The following is a 16,830-nucleotide window of genomic DNA, read 5'->3' as shown; positions in this document are numbered from 1 at the left end:
ATCGCAGCCGTCAGCGACGTCTTGCCGTGGTCGACGTGACCGATCGTGCCAATGTTCACGTGCGGCTTATTCCGCTCAAACTTACCTTTTGCCATAGTTGGCTCTCCATTCTCTCGCCCGAGGGCGTAACTTCAAATTCGGGTGGTGTATTCCGGTCAACGCTGACCGGAATACTTAGCCTGGATTTCCTGGGCGACGTTGGCCGGAACCGGCGAGTAATGGTCGAAGACCATCGAGTACTGAGCGCGGCCCTGGGACATCGAACGCAGCTTGTCGACATATTTGAACATGTTGGCGAGCGGCACGTGGGCGTTGATCACCACGGACACGCCGCGGCTTTCCTGACCCTGGATCTGACCGCGACGCGCGTTCAGGTCGCCGATGCAATCGCCGACATAGTCTTCCGGGGTAACGACTTCGACCTTCATCATCGGCTCAAGCAACTGCGCGCCGGCCTTCTTGGCGGCTTCGCGGAAGCAGGCGCGAGATGCGATTTCGAAGGCGAGGACCGAGGAGTCAACGTCGTGGAAGGCGCCGTCGATCAGCGTCGCATGGACGCCGAGCATCGGGAAGCCAGCCAGCGGGCCCGAGCTCAGAACGCTCAGGATGCCCTTTTCAACGCCGGGGATGTATTCCTTCGGAACAGCGCCGCCAACGATCTTGGACTCGAACTTGAACTCGTCGCCATCCGGGTTGGGCTTGAACACCAGCTTGACGCGGGCGAACTGACCGGTGCCGCCGGACTGCTTCTTGTGGGTGTAGTCCTCAGTGTGCTCGCGAGTGATGGTTTCGCGATAGGCAACCTGCGGCTCGCCGACAGTGGCTTCGACCTTGAATTCGCGACGCATGCGGTCGACGAGAATGTCGAGATGCAGTTCGCCCATGCCGGCAATGATGGTCTGGCCGGATTCTTCGTCGGTCTTGACGCGGAAGGACGGGTCTTCGGCAGCCAGACGGTTGAGCGCGAGGCCCATCTTTTCCTGGTCGCCCTTGGACTTCGGCTCGATCGCGATCTGGATGACCGGCTCGGGGAATTCCATGCGCTCGAGAATAACCGGCTTCAGCGGATCGCAGAGCGTGTCGCCCGTGGTTGCGTCCTTGAGACCGGCCAGAGCAACGATGTCGCCGGCGAAGGCTTCTTCGATGTCTTCACGCGAATTGGAATGCATCTGCAGCATGCGGCCGACGCGCTCGCGCTTGTCCTTGACCGTGTTCATCACCGACGAGCCCTTTTCGAGCTTGCCCGAATAGATGCGGCAGAAGGTGAGCGAACCAACGAAGGGGTCGTTCATGATCTTGAAGGCCAGCATCGACAGCGGCTCGCTGTCATCGGCGTGACGCTCGATTTCTGCTTCGGTCTTGGCGTCGATGCCCTTGATGGCCGGAATGTCGATCGGCGACGGCAGGAATTCGACGACGGCGTCGAGCAGAGGCTGAACGCCCTTGTTCTTGAAGGCCGAACCGCAGAAGAACGGGAAGAACTTGACGTCGATCGTACCGCGGCGGATCAGCGCGCGGATCTGGTCGTTGTCGGGCATGTTGCCTTCGAGATAGGCTTCCATCGCGGCTTCGTCGATTTCGACGATCGTTTCGATCATCTTTTCGCGCCATTCGACAGCGGCGTCCTTGAGGTCGTCGGGGATCTCGACGACGTCCCACTGAGCGCCGAGAGACTCGTCGCGCCACACCAGGGCGTTCATTTCGATCAGGTCGACAACACCCTTGAATTCCGACTCAGCGCCGATCGGCAGCTGGCAGACAACGGCAGTGGCGCCAAGACGGGTCTTGATCATCTCGACCGAGCGATAGAAATCGGCGCCGGTCTTGTCCATCTTGTTGCAGAAGATCATCCGCGGGACGTTGTACTTGTCGGCCTGGCGCCAGACAGTTTCGGTCTGCGGCTCAACACCGGCGTTGGCGTCGAGAAGCGCGACAGCGCCGTCGAGAACGCGCAGCGAACGTTCGACTTCGATGGTGAAGTCGACGTGGCCTGGGGTGTCGATGATGTTGAAGCGGCGCAGCTTGCCGTCGCGACCCTTCCAGAAGGTCGTGGTGGCGGCGGACGTGATGGTGATGCCGCGTTCCTGCTCCTGCTCCATCCAGTCCATCGTGGCAGCGCCGTCATGGACTTCGCCGATCTTGTGGGACTTACCGGTGTAGTAGAGGATACGTTCGGTCGTCGTCGTCTTGCCGGCGTCAATGTGGGCCATGATGCCGAAATTGCGGTAGTCTTCGATCTTATATTCGCGAGCCATAGCAGACTGCCTTTCTCTCGATGATTACCAGCGATAATGCGAGAACGCGCGGTTGGCTTCCGCCATCTTGTGCGTGTCTTCGCGCTTCTTGACGGCGGAGCCGCGGTTGTTGGCGGCGTCGAGCAGCTCGCCGCACAGACGGTCGACCATGGTCGTCTCGTTGCGCTTGCGGGCGGCAGTGATCAGCCAACGGATGGCGAGAGCCTGACGGCGCTCCGGACGAACGTCGACCGGGACCTGGTAGGTGGCGCCACCGACGCGGCGGGAACGGACTTCCACATGCGGGGCGATGTTGTCGAGCGCCTGATGGAACAGAGCGATCGGCTCAGCCTTCGCCTTGGCCTGGGCAGCGTCGAACGCGCCGTAGACGATGCGCTCAGCAGTGGACTTCTTGCCATCATACATGATGGCGTTCATGAACTTTGTCACAACCAGATCGCCGAACTTCGGATCCGGGTTGATCTCGCGCTTTTCTGCACTATGACGACGGGACATATTTTTCGTCTCTCAACTTGATCAGGGAGCCGCCGCGCAGGTGGCGCGGAGGCGGCCAATATTACTTCGGACGCTTCGCGCCGTACTTGGAGCGGCGCTGCTTGCGGTTCTTGACGCCCTGGGTGTCGAGAACGCCGCGGATGATGTGGTAACGCACGCCCGGCAAGTCCTTGACGCGGCCGCCGCGGATCATCACCACGGAGTGTTCCTGAAGGTTGTGACCTTCGCCCGGAATGTAGCCGATGACTTCGAAGCCATTCACCAGACGGATCTTCGCAACCTTACGCAGAGCCGAGTTCGGCTTCTTCGGCGTGGTCGTGTACACGCGGGTGCAAACACCACGCTTCTGGGGGTTTTCCTGCAGAGCAGGAACCTTGTTGCGCTTGACCTGTGCCTGACGCGGCTTGCGGATCAGCTGGTTTACGGTAGGCATGTAACCATCCCTTTAGAAACTGTTTTCCTGAACCCTTGCGGGCACGTGTTACGCCGTCTCCGGCTCTCAAGCATATCGATGTTTCATGCGCAAAAATCGGATGCATCGCCATAGTGGGCCGATGGATCCGATGAAACAGAGGATTCCCCCACAAAAAGAGGAATCATGCGTGCAGCATTCGCAAGTCAACGTGCTATGATGAACCTTGTTTGGGACGAACTCCAGGACGCGTCGTCCCGAACCAGCCAGCCCCACATCGGCTCTGATGGTGGGCGTACTAAAACCATTCCCCTCCACAGTCAAGGGGCGGCGCCGTTTTTTTACGGCAACCGGGTGGAAACGGCGGGTTTCAGCCCGATATGAGCCGAAATCGGACGTATGCGCAAGATTCCAGCAACCTTAATCAAGGGTAAAAACCCGGCCAGGCGGCACATTATATTTGTGCCGGCCATTCGGAACCGATAGATTCGCCCCAACAGCGCTGTCTCGGCGCTCTGCATCTTCAGGTGATTCCACTGGAATCGGCACCGCAACCGGGTCGGCCCACCCTCTCCCAAACAAAGAAAGCGTCTCATATGGAAGATCCCGTCAACGACAACGCGCCGAAGGACGGCTTCGTCTTTATCATCATCGGCAAAGCCTATCTGGAGGACGACGAGGACGGCGTCGACGTGCATATCATGCTGCGCGCGCCCGATGACGACAGCGCAGTGCGCGAAGCCTTAAACGCGCTGACGGAGGAAGGTTTCCACGAGGCCGATCTCGACCAGATCGGCACCATCATGGGCGAACCCGACGAGGAGCCGCACGCCTCCGCCTATCAGGGCGCGCTCGAAGGCGACGTGTCGATCATCCGTTTCGCCTAGTTTAGTCTTGTCGCAAGACTGGCGTCCCGGCCGTTTGCACTGGCCGGCCGGGACGCCCCCTTAGTTCAGAGTATGAAGTCGCTGGCTGTGAGCGCGATGTCGCCGCCCAGCAGGATTTGCAGATCCGTCTTCTTGTCGCCATCCGTATCGATGGAGATCAATGTGTCGTCTCCAGATGCGGAATAGCGGATTTCGCCATCATCGCCGGAAAAGCCGCCTTTCCCCTTGAAGACCAGGTCGCCCACGCCGCTGAGGTTAATGCGATCGCCCTCGGCGCGAGAGAAGTCGTCGATGTAATCGCGGGCGTCCTCGCCCTTACCGAGGGCCTTGATCGATGCGAACACGAATATGTCGCCCCCCTCGCCGCCGCCGAACCATTGCTGACCGACGCCGGCCGTGATCCTGTCATCGCCGTCGTCGCCCCAGGCCCAGCCATCGCTTGTCCCGAGCGTAATCTTGTCGGCGAATTGGGAACCTTCGACCGCCTCGATATTGGCTGTTGTTTCCGTATTGCCATATCCATCGTCTGAAATCTGGTTCTTGGACTTCGAGAGATCGATGCTCGCCCCATGTTGATTGAGGTCTTCCCACCAGGAAAAGCTGACCGCGTCGGTCCCGCCCTTGCCGTCGAAACTGTCCTTGCCCGAAACGCCCCGGAAAGTGCTGTCTCGGCCATCCCCGATGAAAACATCGTTATGGTAGGTTCCATAGATCCGTTCGATGTTCTTGACGGTGTCGACGTCGCCGAAGCCATCCTTGACAGTTCCCTTCGACAGATCAGCGACAATGCCCTTGTGACCGTCGAACTTGTCGTCGCGGTGATAGCGAAGCGTATCTTCACCGCCGGCGCCGTCGATCACGTCGTCGCCCTTCATCCCCATGAAGGCTTCATCCTTTGCGCTGCCGGTCATCTTGTCCGCGTAGACAGAACCGCGCAGCTCCTCAAACCCTCGAATGGTGTCCTTGTCGCCCCAACTGTCCGTGACCACGCCGGTTTTGGCATTAAGCACGATGCCCTGTTTGTCGTCGCCTCGCCAATAGGTCTCTTCATAGCTGACGGTGTCCCAGTCATCGGCGCCATCGCCGCCAATAAGGACGTCCTTGCCCTTTGCGCCGGCGATATAGTCGCCGCCCGCCCCGCCGGTCATCGTGTCATTGCCATGATTGTCGCCGAAGCCGACACTATCGCCCAGCTTGCCGCCGATGAACGTGTCGTTGCCTTTGGTGAGTTCGGTCATCAGATCCCACAGCTCACCGTCGGCGATATAATCGGACAGGGTTTTGCCCGAATAGGAGTCCTTTGACACGGTGATGAGCTTGTGACCGTCCTCATCCCGGAATTGGACCCCGGCAATCGCGCCTGTCTTGATATTGCCGGACGCATAAGTGAGGTTGCTGCCTGTCAACACGATTTCCGCGCCGTTCTTGTCCTCGAATACGGCTTTCGTCGCGGAGTTTGTCTTCAACTTCAGGCTGGCGGCGTTGTAGAAGTCCTCAAACCAGCCATATTCCGGCATGCCGCTTTCAATCTTAATCGTCGCCATGAAAATCTCCCTGCATTGGCTGCGGGCAAGTTCAGGCTCGCCCTTCATACGCCTACGAAGAGTGGAGAGGGGCGCGACCCGTCACAACCCCCAAATGGGGGGCAGCGCCTCAATGGGCTCGGATCAACAGCGAAATAAGTTGGGACTGCCGATGTGTGTCGGTCTTGCGAAAGATCGTTTTCAGGCGTTGGCGGGCGGTATCGCGGGCAATGCCGAGAATTTCGGCGGCGCGTTCAATCGTCGCCCCCTCGACGAGCACGGCGCAAAGACTTCTTTCAGCAGCGGTCAGGCGGAAGGCTGCGGAAAAGTCCTGAACCGCCGGATTATCAGCCGAGGCCGTGAGATCGCGGGCAATGAGGAGGAAAAGCCGCCGCCTGCGAAAGATGCTGGCGAAGTTCAAACCGTCGGCGGGTAGACAAAACAGCCGCAGCAGCCAGGCTCCCTCCGAAGATTGCAGGTAACGACGCGTATCGTCGAGACCGCCGCTCACGAGAGCAGAAAGCATCTGCCGCACCGACGCCGTATCCGCTGTGCCGCCGATCCGCAATTTGCCGGCATGAGAGGAGAGAAACCGTCCTTGAGAAAGCGCCGATTGCGCCTGCGGATTGGCGTCCTCGATCTGCAGGTCTTCATCCACGATGAAGGCGCAATCGACGCCATGCCCCAGCAGCGCCGCTTTGGCCACCACCGTCTCATTGCTCTCGGCAAGCTTCTCCGCCAAAAGCGCCGCACGGTCCAGATGCCCGCGGATGGCGCGGTATATGCCTTCAAGCGCAGGTCCGTAATCGCCATGCAGGGCGGGATCGTAATGGACCGTCAGGTAGATGCGGTCGCTGCCGCCATGACGGATCTGCAGACCGGCGCCGGCATCGAAACGCCCGAGCGGTTTCAACCACTCTTCGTAGAAAGCGCCTTTGTGAAAAAGACGCGCCGGCGCCATGTCTTCAGAAATCAGGATGTCACCGGATTTCATTGCCGACCAATTGGGGTTCCACGGGTTAATCTGGGCGTAATTCTCGGCGAACGAGCGCAGAGACTGTGGATCAAGATTAAAGGTCGACATATGATTGAGCGATTGCCGGCGTTCACTTTGGCCGATCAACGCCACGAAACTGCCCGGGACCCGTTCGCCAAGACGCCGCGCCACATCTTCCCAACTGACCTGATCAACGATGACGAGATCGATAAGCTCGCGAATTTCAGCGGCGATACTCGCGACATCCAGCATGCGAGACGGAACCATGACCTCTCCGTTCATCGTAACACAGTGATCTAGCAGTGGGCCCGGATCAACAAGGCGACCAGTTGAGCTTGCCGATTGGTGTCAGTCTTCCGAAATATGCTTTTCAGCCTCTGGCGCGCTGTATCGCGCGCGATGCCGAGCAACTCGGCTGCGCGTTCGATCGTGCCGCCGGCGACAAGGATCTCGCACATCGCCCACTCAGCCGCAGTCAATCCGAACGCAGCGGAAAATTCTTTGTCGGAGAGGCCATCGTTCACGGCGGTCAAATCCCGGACCAGCACAAGAAATAGCCGCCGAGCGGCAAACATGCTGGCGAAACTCATCGGGACCGGCGGAAGAACAAATAGCCGCGCCAGATAAGAACGGTCCTCAAACTGGATAAATCGTCGGGTGCTGTCGAGCGCGCCGCCGCCGCCCAGCACAGATACCATCTGCCGGAGCGCGGCTGTGTCAGCCGTCCGGCCGATACGGAGCCTGCCCGAAAAGCTCGATAGGACAGCGCCAACCGACAGGGCTGTCTGCGCACTGCCATTGCAGTCCATGATGCGCATATCCTGATCGATCACCACGGCGCAGTCGCCGCCATGCCCAGAAAGCGCCGCCTGGCTCAACGCCGTTTCATGGCTGCCCGCCAGCTTTTTGGCGAGCAATGCGGAACGGTCGAGATGGCCGCGTATGCCTCGGTAAATCTCGTTCAGCGCCGGTCCGTAGGCGTCGTGCGCGTCAGGATCATAATGGACGGAAAGATAGATCCGCTCACTGCCGCCATGCCGAATCTGCAAGCCGGCGCCCGCATCGAACCGCCCGAGCGGCTTGAGCCAATCCTCGTAGAATGGACTGTTGCTGAACTGCCGCGCCGGCGCGGTATCCTCGGTAATCAGGATGTCCATGGGCTTCATCGACGCCCATACCCGATCCCACGGATTGATCTGGGCGTAATAGTCGGCGAAGGACCGACCGAAATCGGGATCAAGGTTGTAGGTCGACATATGATTGAGCGTCGGCCGGTTTTCACTCTGGCCGATCATCGCCACGAAACTACCTGGCACCCGCTCGCCGAAGCTGCGGGCGACGTCGGGCCAATCCGCCTCCCCGGTGATGACATGATCGATCAGCTCGCGAATATCAGCGGCGATCCTATCGACATTGAAAGCGCGCGAGACTGGCATGGCTGCCCCCTGGAAGTCAGAGCAACTATCTCGCAACTTTTAAGTTTATCAACAAAAAACGCCGGGCTTTCGCCCGGCGTTTTGTATTTTCCTATCGCTCGCCTCACTCTGCGGCAGGCGCCGTCTCTCCGGCGAGATCCTGCAGCATCGGCGTCGCGGCGTCGGCGCCGGAGCTCCGCTTGCGCTCTTCGAGAATCATCTCGTCGCGCGCCGTGGCGATGCGGCGGATCTGGGTCATGGTACCGCCGGTGCCGGCCGGGATAAGACGGCCGACGATGACGTTTTCCTTCAGACCCTGCAGCGTGTCGCGCTTGCCGGCGATGGCGGCTTCCGTCAGCACCTTGGTCGTTTCCTGGAAGGACGCGGCCGAGATGAAGGACGGAGTCTGCAACGACGCCTTGGTGATGCCGAGAAGCACGGGATCGCCATAAGCGGGCTTCTTGCCTTCCTCGATCAGGCGCTCATTGACCTCGTCGAGCTCGATACGGTCGACATTGTCACCCGGAATATAGGTGGTGTCGCCCTGCTCGGTGATCTCGACCTTCTGCAGCATCTGGCGAACGATCACTTCGATGTGCTTGTCGTTGATCAACACGCCCTGCAGACGATAGACTTCCTGGATTTCGTTGACGAGGTAGGATGCGAGAGCCTCCACGCCCTTGATGGCCAGGATGTCATGCGGCGCGGGATTGCCGTCGAGAATGTAGTCGCCCTTCTCGATGAAGTCGCCGTCCTGAAGATGGAACGGCTTGCCCTTCGGGATCAGGTATTCCACCGGCTCGACGCCGTCTTCCGCCGGCTCGATGATGACGCGGCGCTTGTTCTTGTAGTCGCGACCCAGACGGATCGTGCCATCGATCTCGGCGATGATGGCGTGATCCTTCGGACGACGCGCTTCGAACAGTTCGGCCACGCGCGGCAGACCGCCGGTGATGTCCTTGGTCTTGGCGCTTTCCATCGGCGAACGGGCGAGCACGTCGCCCTGGCTGATCTTCTGGCCGGGCTCGACCGACAGAATGGCCTCGACCGACAGGAAGTAACGGGCGTCGCCGCCACGCGCGAGCTTCATGATATTGCCGGCTTCGTCCTTGATGACGATCGCAGGCTTCAGATCCGAACCACGCGGCGTCGAACGCCAGTCGATAACCTGACGCTTGGTGATGCCCGTGGATTCGTCGGTCGATTCCGTCACCGACAGACCGTCGACCACGTCTTCGAACTCGATCCGGCCGGTCAATTCCGTCAGCATCGGGCGGGTATAGGGGTCCCACTCGGCGAGACGCTGTCCGCGCTTCACCTTGTCGCCGTCGTCGACCAGGATCTTGGAACCATAGGCGACACGCTGCGACGAACGCTCCACGCCGCGTTCATCGAGAATGATGACGGACATGTTGCGGCCCATGGCGACGAGGTTGCCATCGGAATTGCGCAGAAGGTTGCGGTTCTTGATCTGGATCGTGCCTTCATACGACGCTTCGAGGAACGAACTGTCGACCACGGTGGCGGTGCCGCCAAGGTGGAAGGTGCGCATGGTCAGCTGCGTGCCCGGCTCACCGATCGACTGGGCGGCGATGACGCCGACAGCTTCGCCGATATTGACGGGCGTGCCGCGCGCCAGGTCGCGGCCATAGCAGACGCCGCAGACGCCTGTGCGGATTTCGCAGGTCAGCGCCGAGCGGATGCGAACCGACTGGATGCCGCACTTCTCGATCGCGATGACGTCATACTCGTTGATCATCCGACCCGCTTCGACGATGCGTTCGCCGGTCAACGGATTATCGATGTCGTCGAGCGCCGTACGACCGAGGATACGCGTGCCGATGGAGGCCACGACCTGACCGGCGTCGATGATCGCCGTCATGGTCAGACCGGTATCGGTGCCGCAATCCACATGCGTCACGATGCAATCCTGCGCTACGTCGACGAGACGGCGGGTCAGGTAACCCGAGTTCGCCGTCTTGAGCGCGGTGTCTGCCAGACCCTTGCGGGCGCCGTGGGTCGAGTTGAAGTACTCGTTGACGGTGAGGCCTTCCTTGAAGTTCGACGTGATCGGCGTCTCAATGATCGAACCGTCCGGACGCGCCATCAGACCGCGCATGCCGCCGAGCTGCGACATCTGCTTGGGCGACCCACGGGCCCCCGAATGGCTCATCATATAGATCGAGTTCATCTGCTTCTGGCGACCGTCGTCCTTGAATTCGACGGCCTTCAGGCGCTTCATCATCTCGTCGGCGACCTTTTCGGTGGCCTTGCCCCAGGCGTCGACGACCTTGTTGTACTTTTCGCCCTGAGTGATCAGGCCGTCATTGTACTGCTGCTCGTATTCCTTGACGAGGCTTTCCGTCTCATCAACGATGACATACTTGGACGCGGGGATGACCATGTCGTCCTTGCCGAACGAAATGCCGGCGCGGCAGGCATGAGCAAAGCCCAACTGCATGATGCGGTCGCAGAAAATCACCGTGTCCTTCTGGCCGCAATGGCGGTAGACCGTGTCGATCATCTTGGAGATGTTCTTCTTGGTCAGTTCCTGATTGCAGACATCGAAGGGCACCATCGGGTTCTTCGGCAGCAGTTCGCCGACGATCATACGACCCGGTGTGGTCTCAAAAATCTTGGAGGTCGGCTTGCCTTCGGCGTCGACGCTCTTGAAGCGGCCCTTGATCTTGGTGTGCAGGGTCACCGTCTTGGTTTCGAGCGCATGCTGCAGCTCGCCCATGTCGGAGAACACCATGCCCTGACCCGGCTCGTTTTCAGCCACGATCGAGAGATAGTACAGACCGAGCACCATGTCCTGCGAGGGAACGATGATCGGCGCGCCGTTGGCCGGATGCAGGATGTTGTTGGTCGACATCATCAGCACGCGGGCTTCAAGCTGGGCTTCGAGCGACAGCGGCACGTGCACGGCCATCTGGTCGCCGTCGAAGTCGGCGTTGAAGGCGGTGCAGACGAGCGGATGCAGCTGGATGGCCTTGCCTTCGACCAGGGTCGGTTCGAAGGCCTGGATGCCCAGGCGGTGCAGCGTCGGCGCGCGGTTGAGCAGGACCGGATGCTCGCGGATGACCTCGTCGAGGATATCCCAGACTTCAGGCTTTTCCTTTTCGACCAGCTTCTTGGCCTGCTTCACGGTCGAGGAGAAACCCTTGGCGTCGAGGCGGGCGTAGATGAACGGCTTGAACAGTTCGAGCGCCATCTTCTTCGGCAGGCCGCATTGATGCAGCTTCAGTTCCGGACCGGTCACGATGACAGAACGGCCGGAATAGTCGACGCGCTTGCCGAGAAGGTTCTGGCGGAAGCGGCCCTGCTTGCCCTTGAGCATGTCGGACAGCGACTTCAGCGGACGCTTGTTGGCGCCGGTGATGACGCGGCCGCGGCGGCCGTTGTCGAACAGCGCGTCCACAGCTTCCTGCAGCATGCGCTTTTCGTTGCGGATGATGATGCCCGGCGCGCGCAGTTCGATCAGGCGCTTCAGACGGTTGTTACGGTTGATGACGCGGCGATAGAGATCGTTCAGATCCGACGTCGCGAAACGACCGCCGTCGAGCGGCACGAGCGGACGCAGATCCGGCGGGATCACCGGCACGACCTTCATGATCATCCATTCCGGGCGGTTGCCGGATTCGATGAAATTCTCGACGATCTTCAAGCGCTTCATCAGCTTCTTCTGCTTGAGATCCGAGGTCGTGTCGGCCAGTTCCGAACGCAGTTCGCCGGCGATGCGCTCGAGCTCCAGGCTCGCGAGCATTTCATAGATGGCTTCCGCGCCGATCATGGCGGTGAACTGGTCCTCGCCATATTCGTCGACGGCGAGCATATAGTCTTCTTCCGTCAGGAGCTGACGCTCCTTGAGCGCGGTGAGACCCGGCTCGGTGACGATGTAATGTTCGAAATAGAGGACGCGTTCGACATCCTTCAGCGTCATGTCGAGCAGCGTCGAGATGCGCGAAGGAAGCGACTTCAGGAACCAGATATGGGCGACCGGGGCGGCGAGCTCGATATGGCCCATGCGCTCGCGGCGAACGCGCGACAGCGTCACTTCAACGCCGCACTTTTCGCAGATAATGCCCTTATACTTCATGCGCTTGTACTTGCCGCACAAGCATTCGTAATCCTTGATCGGCCCGAAGATGCGCGCGCAGAACAGACCGTCGCGCTCAGGCTTGAAGGTGCGGTAGTTGATGGTCTCCGGCTTTTTGATTTCGCCGTAGGACCAGGAAAGAATCTTCTCGGGCGAGGCGATCGAAATCCTGATGGAATCGAAGACCTGTGCCGGTGCCTGCGGGTTGAAAAGATTCATGACCTCTTGGTTCATGCCTGTCTCCTTGGGGGCGCCAAACCCTGAAATGGACGCGCTGCCGGTTCTTGTCGACGAAAACCGCCGCGTCCTAAAAATGGAAAACCGCGGCCTTCGCCGCGCTCCACACCCTTGTCCGACTCAACGCTATGACATGCGAAACGGACCAAAGCGTGACGCCGCGCGCGGGAAACCCGCGCGCGGCCGATAGGATATTATTCCGCCGCGTCTGGAAGTTCCCCGGCCGTCTCTTCGACCACCGAGTTTTCCAGCTCCACCGACAGGCCGAGCGAGCGCATTTCCTTGACGAGAACGTTGAAGCTCTCGGGAATGCCCGCTTCGAACGTGTCGTCGCCGCGCACGATCGCCTCATAGACCTTGGTGCGGCCGGCCACATCGTCCGACTTCACCGTCAGCATTTCCTGCAGGGTGTAGGCGGCGCCGTAGGCTTCCAGCGCCCAGACTTCCATTTCCCCGAAGCGCTGACCGCCGAACTGCGCCTTGCCGCCCAGCGGCTGCTGCGTGACGAGCGAATACGGACCGATCGAACGGGCGTGGATCTTGTCGTCCACAAGGTGGTTCAGCTTCAGCATGTAGATGTAGCCGACGGTGACGGGACGGTCGAAAGGTTCGCCCGTACGGCCGTCATAGAGCTGCGACTGGCCGGTCTCTGAAAGACCTGCTTGCTTCAGCATCACGTTGATGTCGGCTTCATGCGCGCCGTCGAACACCGGAGTGGCGATCGAAACACCCTTCTTGGACTGTTCGGCGAGGCGGATCAGCGACTCGTCGTCATAATCCTGGACCGGCTCGGCCTTCGGGCCCTGGCCCATCAGGTCGTTCATGGTCAGACGCAGCGGTTCGATATTGCCGCCTTCGCGATAGGCGTCGATCATCGCACCGATCTTCCTGCCCATGCCGGCGCAAGCCCAGCCGAGATGGGTTTCGAGGATCTGGCCGACATTCATGCGCGAGGGCACGCCGAGCGGGTTGAGCACCACGTCGACAGACGTGCCGTCTTCGAGGAACGGCATGTCTTCGACCGGAACGATGCGAGACACGACGCCCTTGTTGCCGTGACGGCCGGCCATCTTGTCGCCCGGCTGGATCTTGCGCTTCACAGCGACGAAGACCTTGACCATCTTCATGACGCCCGGGGGCATTTCATCGCCGCGCTGGACCTTCTCGACCTTATCCATGAAGCGCTGTTCGAGCAGCGACTTGGAATGGTCGTACTGGCCGCGAAGCGCTTCGAGTTCGCTCTGCACCTTTTCGTCTTCAACGGCGAACATCCACCACTGCGAACGCGGATAGTCCGCGATCAATGCATGGGTCAGCTCAGTGCCCTTCTTGAAGCTCTTGGGACCGGCGATCGCCACATGACCCTTGAGCATCTCGATCAGACGGCCATAGACGTTGCGGTCAAGAATGGCCTGTTCGTCGTCGCGGTCCTTGGCGAGGCGTTCGATTTCCTCACGCTCGATCGCCATGGCGCGTTCGTCTTTCTCGACGCCGTGACGGTTGAACACGCGCACTTCCACGACCGTGCCGTAGGTGCCCGGAGGCATGCGCATGGACGTGTCGCGAACGTCGGAAGCCTTTTCGCCGAAGATGGCGCGCAGGAGCTTTTCTTCCGGCGTCATCGGGCTTTCGCCCTTCGGCGTGATCTTGCCGACCAGGATGTCGCCCGGCTGAACTTCGGCGCCGATATAGACGATGCCGGCTTCGTCGAGATTCTTCAGCGCTTCTTCCGAAACGTTCGGAATGTCGCGGGTGATTTCTTCCGGACCAAGCTTGGTGTCGCGCGCCATCACTTCGAATTCCTCGATGTGAATGGAGGTGAACACGTCGTCGGACACGATGCGCTCGGACAGCAGGATCGAGTCTTCGTAGTTGTAACCGTTCCAGGGCATGAACGCGACGAGCGCGTTGCGGCCGAGCGCCAGATCGCCGAGATCGGTGGACGGACCATCAGCGATGATGTCGCCGCGGTTGACCACGTCGCCCACGGTGACCAGCGGACGCTGGTTGACGCAGGTGTTCTGGTTGGAGCGCTGGAACTTCTGCAGACGGTAGATATCGACGCCGGACTTGGAGGCGTCAAGGCCTTCGGTGGCGCGGATAACGATACGCGTCGCATCGACCTGGTCGACCACGCCGGCGCGGCGCGCGCCGATGGCGGCGCCGGAGTCGCGGGCAACGATCGGCTCCATGCCGGTGCCGACGAACGGCGCTTCGGCGCGCAGCAACGGCACAGCCTGACGCTGCATGTTCGAGCCCATGAGCGCGCGGTTGGCGTCGTCGTTTTCAAGGAACGGAATGAGCGCGGCGGCGACCGAGACGACCTGCTTGGGCGAAACGTCCATCAGGTTGATCGTGTCGCGCGGCGCGAGCATCACGTCGCCGGAGTGACGGCAGACGACAAACTCTTCCGAGAAGGACTGGTCTTCGCCAAGAACGGCATTCGCCTGGGCGATGTAGTACTTCGCTTCTTCCATGGCCGACAGATAAATCACCTCGCTGGTAACCTTGCCATCGACGATCTTACGATACGGGCTTTCGATGAAGCCGTATTTGTTGACGCGGGCGAAGGTCGCAAGCGAGTTGATCAGACCGATATTCGGGCCTTCCGGCGTTTCGATCGGGCAGATGCGGCCGTAATGGGTCGGATGCACGTCGCGGACTTCGAAACCGGCGCGTTCGCGGGTCAGACCGCCCGGGCCAAGCGCCGAAAGACGACGCTTGTGGGTGATTTCCGACAGCGGGTTCACCTGGTCCATGAACTGCGACAGCTGCGAGGAGCCGAAGAATTCACGCACGGCGGCGGCGGCCGGCTTGGCGTTGATCAGATCCTGCGGCATGACCGTGTCGATCTCGATCGACGACATACGCTCCTTGATGGCGCGCTCCATGCGCAGCAGGCCGAGACGATACTGATTTTCCATCAATTCGCCGACCGAACGCACACGGCGGTTGCCGAGGTTGTCGATGTCGTCGATTTCGCCCTTGCCGTCGCGCAGGTCGACAAGCATCTTGACCACGGCCAGGATGTCGTCCTTGCGCAGAACGCGCACGGTGTCGGCGACGTCGAGGTCGAGGCGCATGTTCATCTTGACGCGGCCAACGGCCGACAGATCGTAGCGCTCGGCGTCGAAGAACAGCGACTGGAACATGGCTTCCGCCGATTCCATCGTCGGCGGCTCACCCGGACGCATGACGCGGTAGATGTCGAACAGGGCGTCCTGACGGTTCTGGTTCTTGTCGACATGCAGCGTGTTGCGGATATAGGCGCCGACATTGATATGGTCGATGTCGAGAACCGGGATCTCGTCGAAACCCTTGTCGAGAATGATCGGCAGCGTCTTCTCGTCAATTTCGCCGCCGGCTTCGAGATAGATTTCGCCGGTGTTCGGATTGACGATGTCTTCGGCGAGATAGTTGCCATAGAGATCGTCGTCCGTTGCCCGGAGCGCCTTCAGGCCCTTCTCGGTCAACTGGCGCAGCAGGCGCGGCGTCAGCTTCTTGCCGCCTTCGACCACGACTTCGCCGGTATCGGCGTCGATCAGGTCAGCGATGATCTTCTGGCCCTTGAGCGTTTCGGGCTGGAACGGCACGCGCCATCCCTTGCCGTCGCGCTGGTAGAGCGACTTGGTGTAGAAGGTCGACAGCATGTCTTCGCCGTCCATGCCGAGCGCCATCAGCAGCGAGCTGACGGGAATCTTGCGGCGACGGTCGATACGGGCGTAGACGATGTCCTTGGCGTCAAACTCGATGTCGAGCCAGGAACCGCGATACGGGATCACGCGGGCAGCGAACAGCAGCTTGCCGGAGGAATGGCTCTTGCCCTTGTCATGGTCGAAGAACACGCCAGGCGAACGGTGCATCTGGGAGACGATGACGCGCTCGGTGCCATTGACGATAAAGGTGCCGTTGTTGGTCATGAGCGGCATGTCGCCCATGTAGACGGACTGTTCCTTGATGTCCTTGATCGACTTGGAGCCGGTATCCTCGTCGATATCGAACACGATAAGGCGCAGCGTCACCTTGAGCGGCGCTGCATAGGTCAGATCGCGCTGACGGCATTCATCCACGTCAAACTTCGGCGACTCGAATTCGTAGGACACGAATTCGAGCATAGCCGCGCCGGAAAAATCGGTGATGGGGAACACGGACTTGAAAACGGCGTTAAGTCCCTCGTCGGGACGTCCGCCTTCAGGTTCTTCCACCATCAGGAACTGGTCATAGGACGCTTTCTGAACCTCGATGAGGTTCGGCATCTCCGCCACTTCCGGGATCTTTCCGAAAAACTTGCGTACGCGCCTACGACCATTGAAAGACAGGGTCTGAGCCATCGTCGCTCCTTATCGCTTATAGCATTCGGGCCTTAAACAGACGGAGGGCCGCTGGCCACACGGCTCCGTCATATATCGGGGAACTCTAATCTTTAGAACCCAATACCCAAAAGCCTGGTCCAGGCTTTTGGGTAACAGGTTCACGGCAACGGAAAGAAGAGCGGCCCGAACCGAGCCGC

General features: G+C 60.2%; 10 protein-coding genes. 1 reads left to right on the top strand and 9 read right to left on the bottom strand.

Annotated elements, in window-relative coordinates; genetic code table 11:
- From M2360_RS22325 to rpsL, 4 genes are all read right to left on the bottom strand, one after another.
- Nucleotides 1-95 (bottom strand): GTP-binding protein (locus M2360_RS22325; RefSeq protein ID WP_131922527.1); only part of this gene is annotated, 95 nt, incomplete at its 3' end.
- Nucleotides 96-155: 60 nt separating this feature from the next.
- Nucleotides 156-2,255, bottom strand: a complete 2,100-nt coding sequence (fusA, locus tag M2360_RS22320; RefSeq protein WP_280777580.1) for an elongation factor G — start codon at nucleotides 2,253-2,255, stop codon at nucleotides 156-158.
- 24 nt (nucleotides 2,256-2,279) lie between these two features.
- Nucleotides 2,280-2,750, bottom strand: a complete 471-nt coding sequence (gene rpsG, locus M2360_RS22315) for a 30S ribosomal protein S7 (protein WP_280777579.1) — start codon at nucleotides 2,748-2,750, stop codon at nucleotides 2,280-2,282.
- Nucleotides 2,751-2,811: 61 nt separating this feature from the next.
- Entirely contained in the window at nucleotides 2,812-3,183 is a 372-nt protein-coding gene (rpsL, locus tag M2360_RS22310) for a 30S ribosomal protein S12 (RefSeq protein WP_137153564.1), read from the bottom strand.
- A 575-nt stretch (nucleotides 3,184-3,758) separates the two neighbouring features.
- On the opposite strand from rpsL, the gene M2360_RS22305 reads away from it, so the two are divergent.
- Nucleotides 3,759-4,049 carry a transcriptional regulator gene (locus M2360_RS22305; protein WP_280777578.1) on the top strand — a complete coding sequence of 97 codons (291 nt, stop codon included), beginning with the start codon at nucleotides 3,759-3,761 and terminating at the stop codon, nucleotides 4,047-4,049.
- Between the two features lie 65 nt (nucleotides 4,050-4,114).
- Here the strand turns inward: M2360_RS22305 and M2360_RS22300 are convergent, their stop codons facing one another.
- From M2360_RS22300 to rpoB, 5 genes are all read right to left on the bottom strand, one after another.
- Nucleotides 4,115-5,593 (bottom strand): hypothetical protein, encoded by a 1,479-nt coding sequence (locus tag M2360_RS22300; RefSeq protein ID WP_280777577.1) that lies wholly within the window; start codon nucleotides 5,591-5,593, stop codon nucleotides 4,115-4,117.
- 109 nt (nucleotides 5,594-5,702) lie between these two features.
- On the bottom strand, nucleotides 5,703-6,836 hold the full coding sequence (locus M2360_RS22295) for a helix-turn-helix transcriptional regulator (protein ID WP_280777576.1): 1,134 nt from the start codon (nucleotides 6,834-6,836) through the stop codon (nucleotides 5,703-5,705).
- A gap of 29 nt (nucleotides 6,837-6,865) precedes the next feature.
- On the bottom strand, nucleotides 6,866-8,005 hold the full coding sequence (locus M2360_RS22290; RefSeq protein ID WP_280777575.1) for a helix-turn-helix transcriptional regulator: 1,140 nt from the start codon (nucleotides 8,003-8,005) through the stop codon (nucleotides 6,866-6,868).
- 103 nt (nucleotides 8,006-8,108) lie between these two features.
- On the bottom strand, nucleotides 8,109-12,317 hold the full coding sequence (rpoC, locus tag M2360_RS22285; protein ID WP_280777574.1) for a DNA-directed RNA polymerase subunit beta': 4,209 nt from the start codon (nucleotides 12,315-12,317) through the stop codon (nucleotides 8,109-8,111).
- Nucleotides 12,318-12,514: 197 nt separating this feature from the next.
- A complete protein-coding gene (gene rpoB, locus M2360_RS22280; protein WP_280777573.1) occupies nucleotides 12,515-16,651 on the bottom strand; it encodes a DNA-directed RNA polymerase subunit beta in 4,137 nt (1,378 codons plus the stop codon).
- Between the last annotated feature and the right edge of the window lie 179 nt (nucleotides 16,652-16,830).

It is taken from the genome of Rhizobium sp. SG_E_25_P2, from assembly GCF_029892285.1.
Classification (GTDB): Bacteria; Pseudomonadota; Alphaproteobacteria; order Rhizobiales; family Rhizobiaceae; genus Rhizobium_E.
This window is presented reverse-complemented; position numbering and strand designations above follow the sequence as displayed.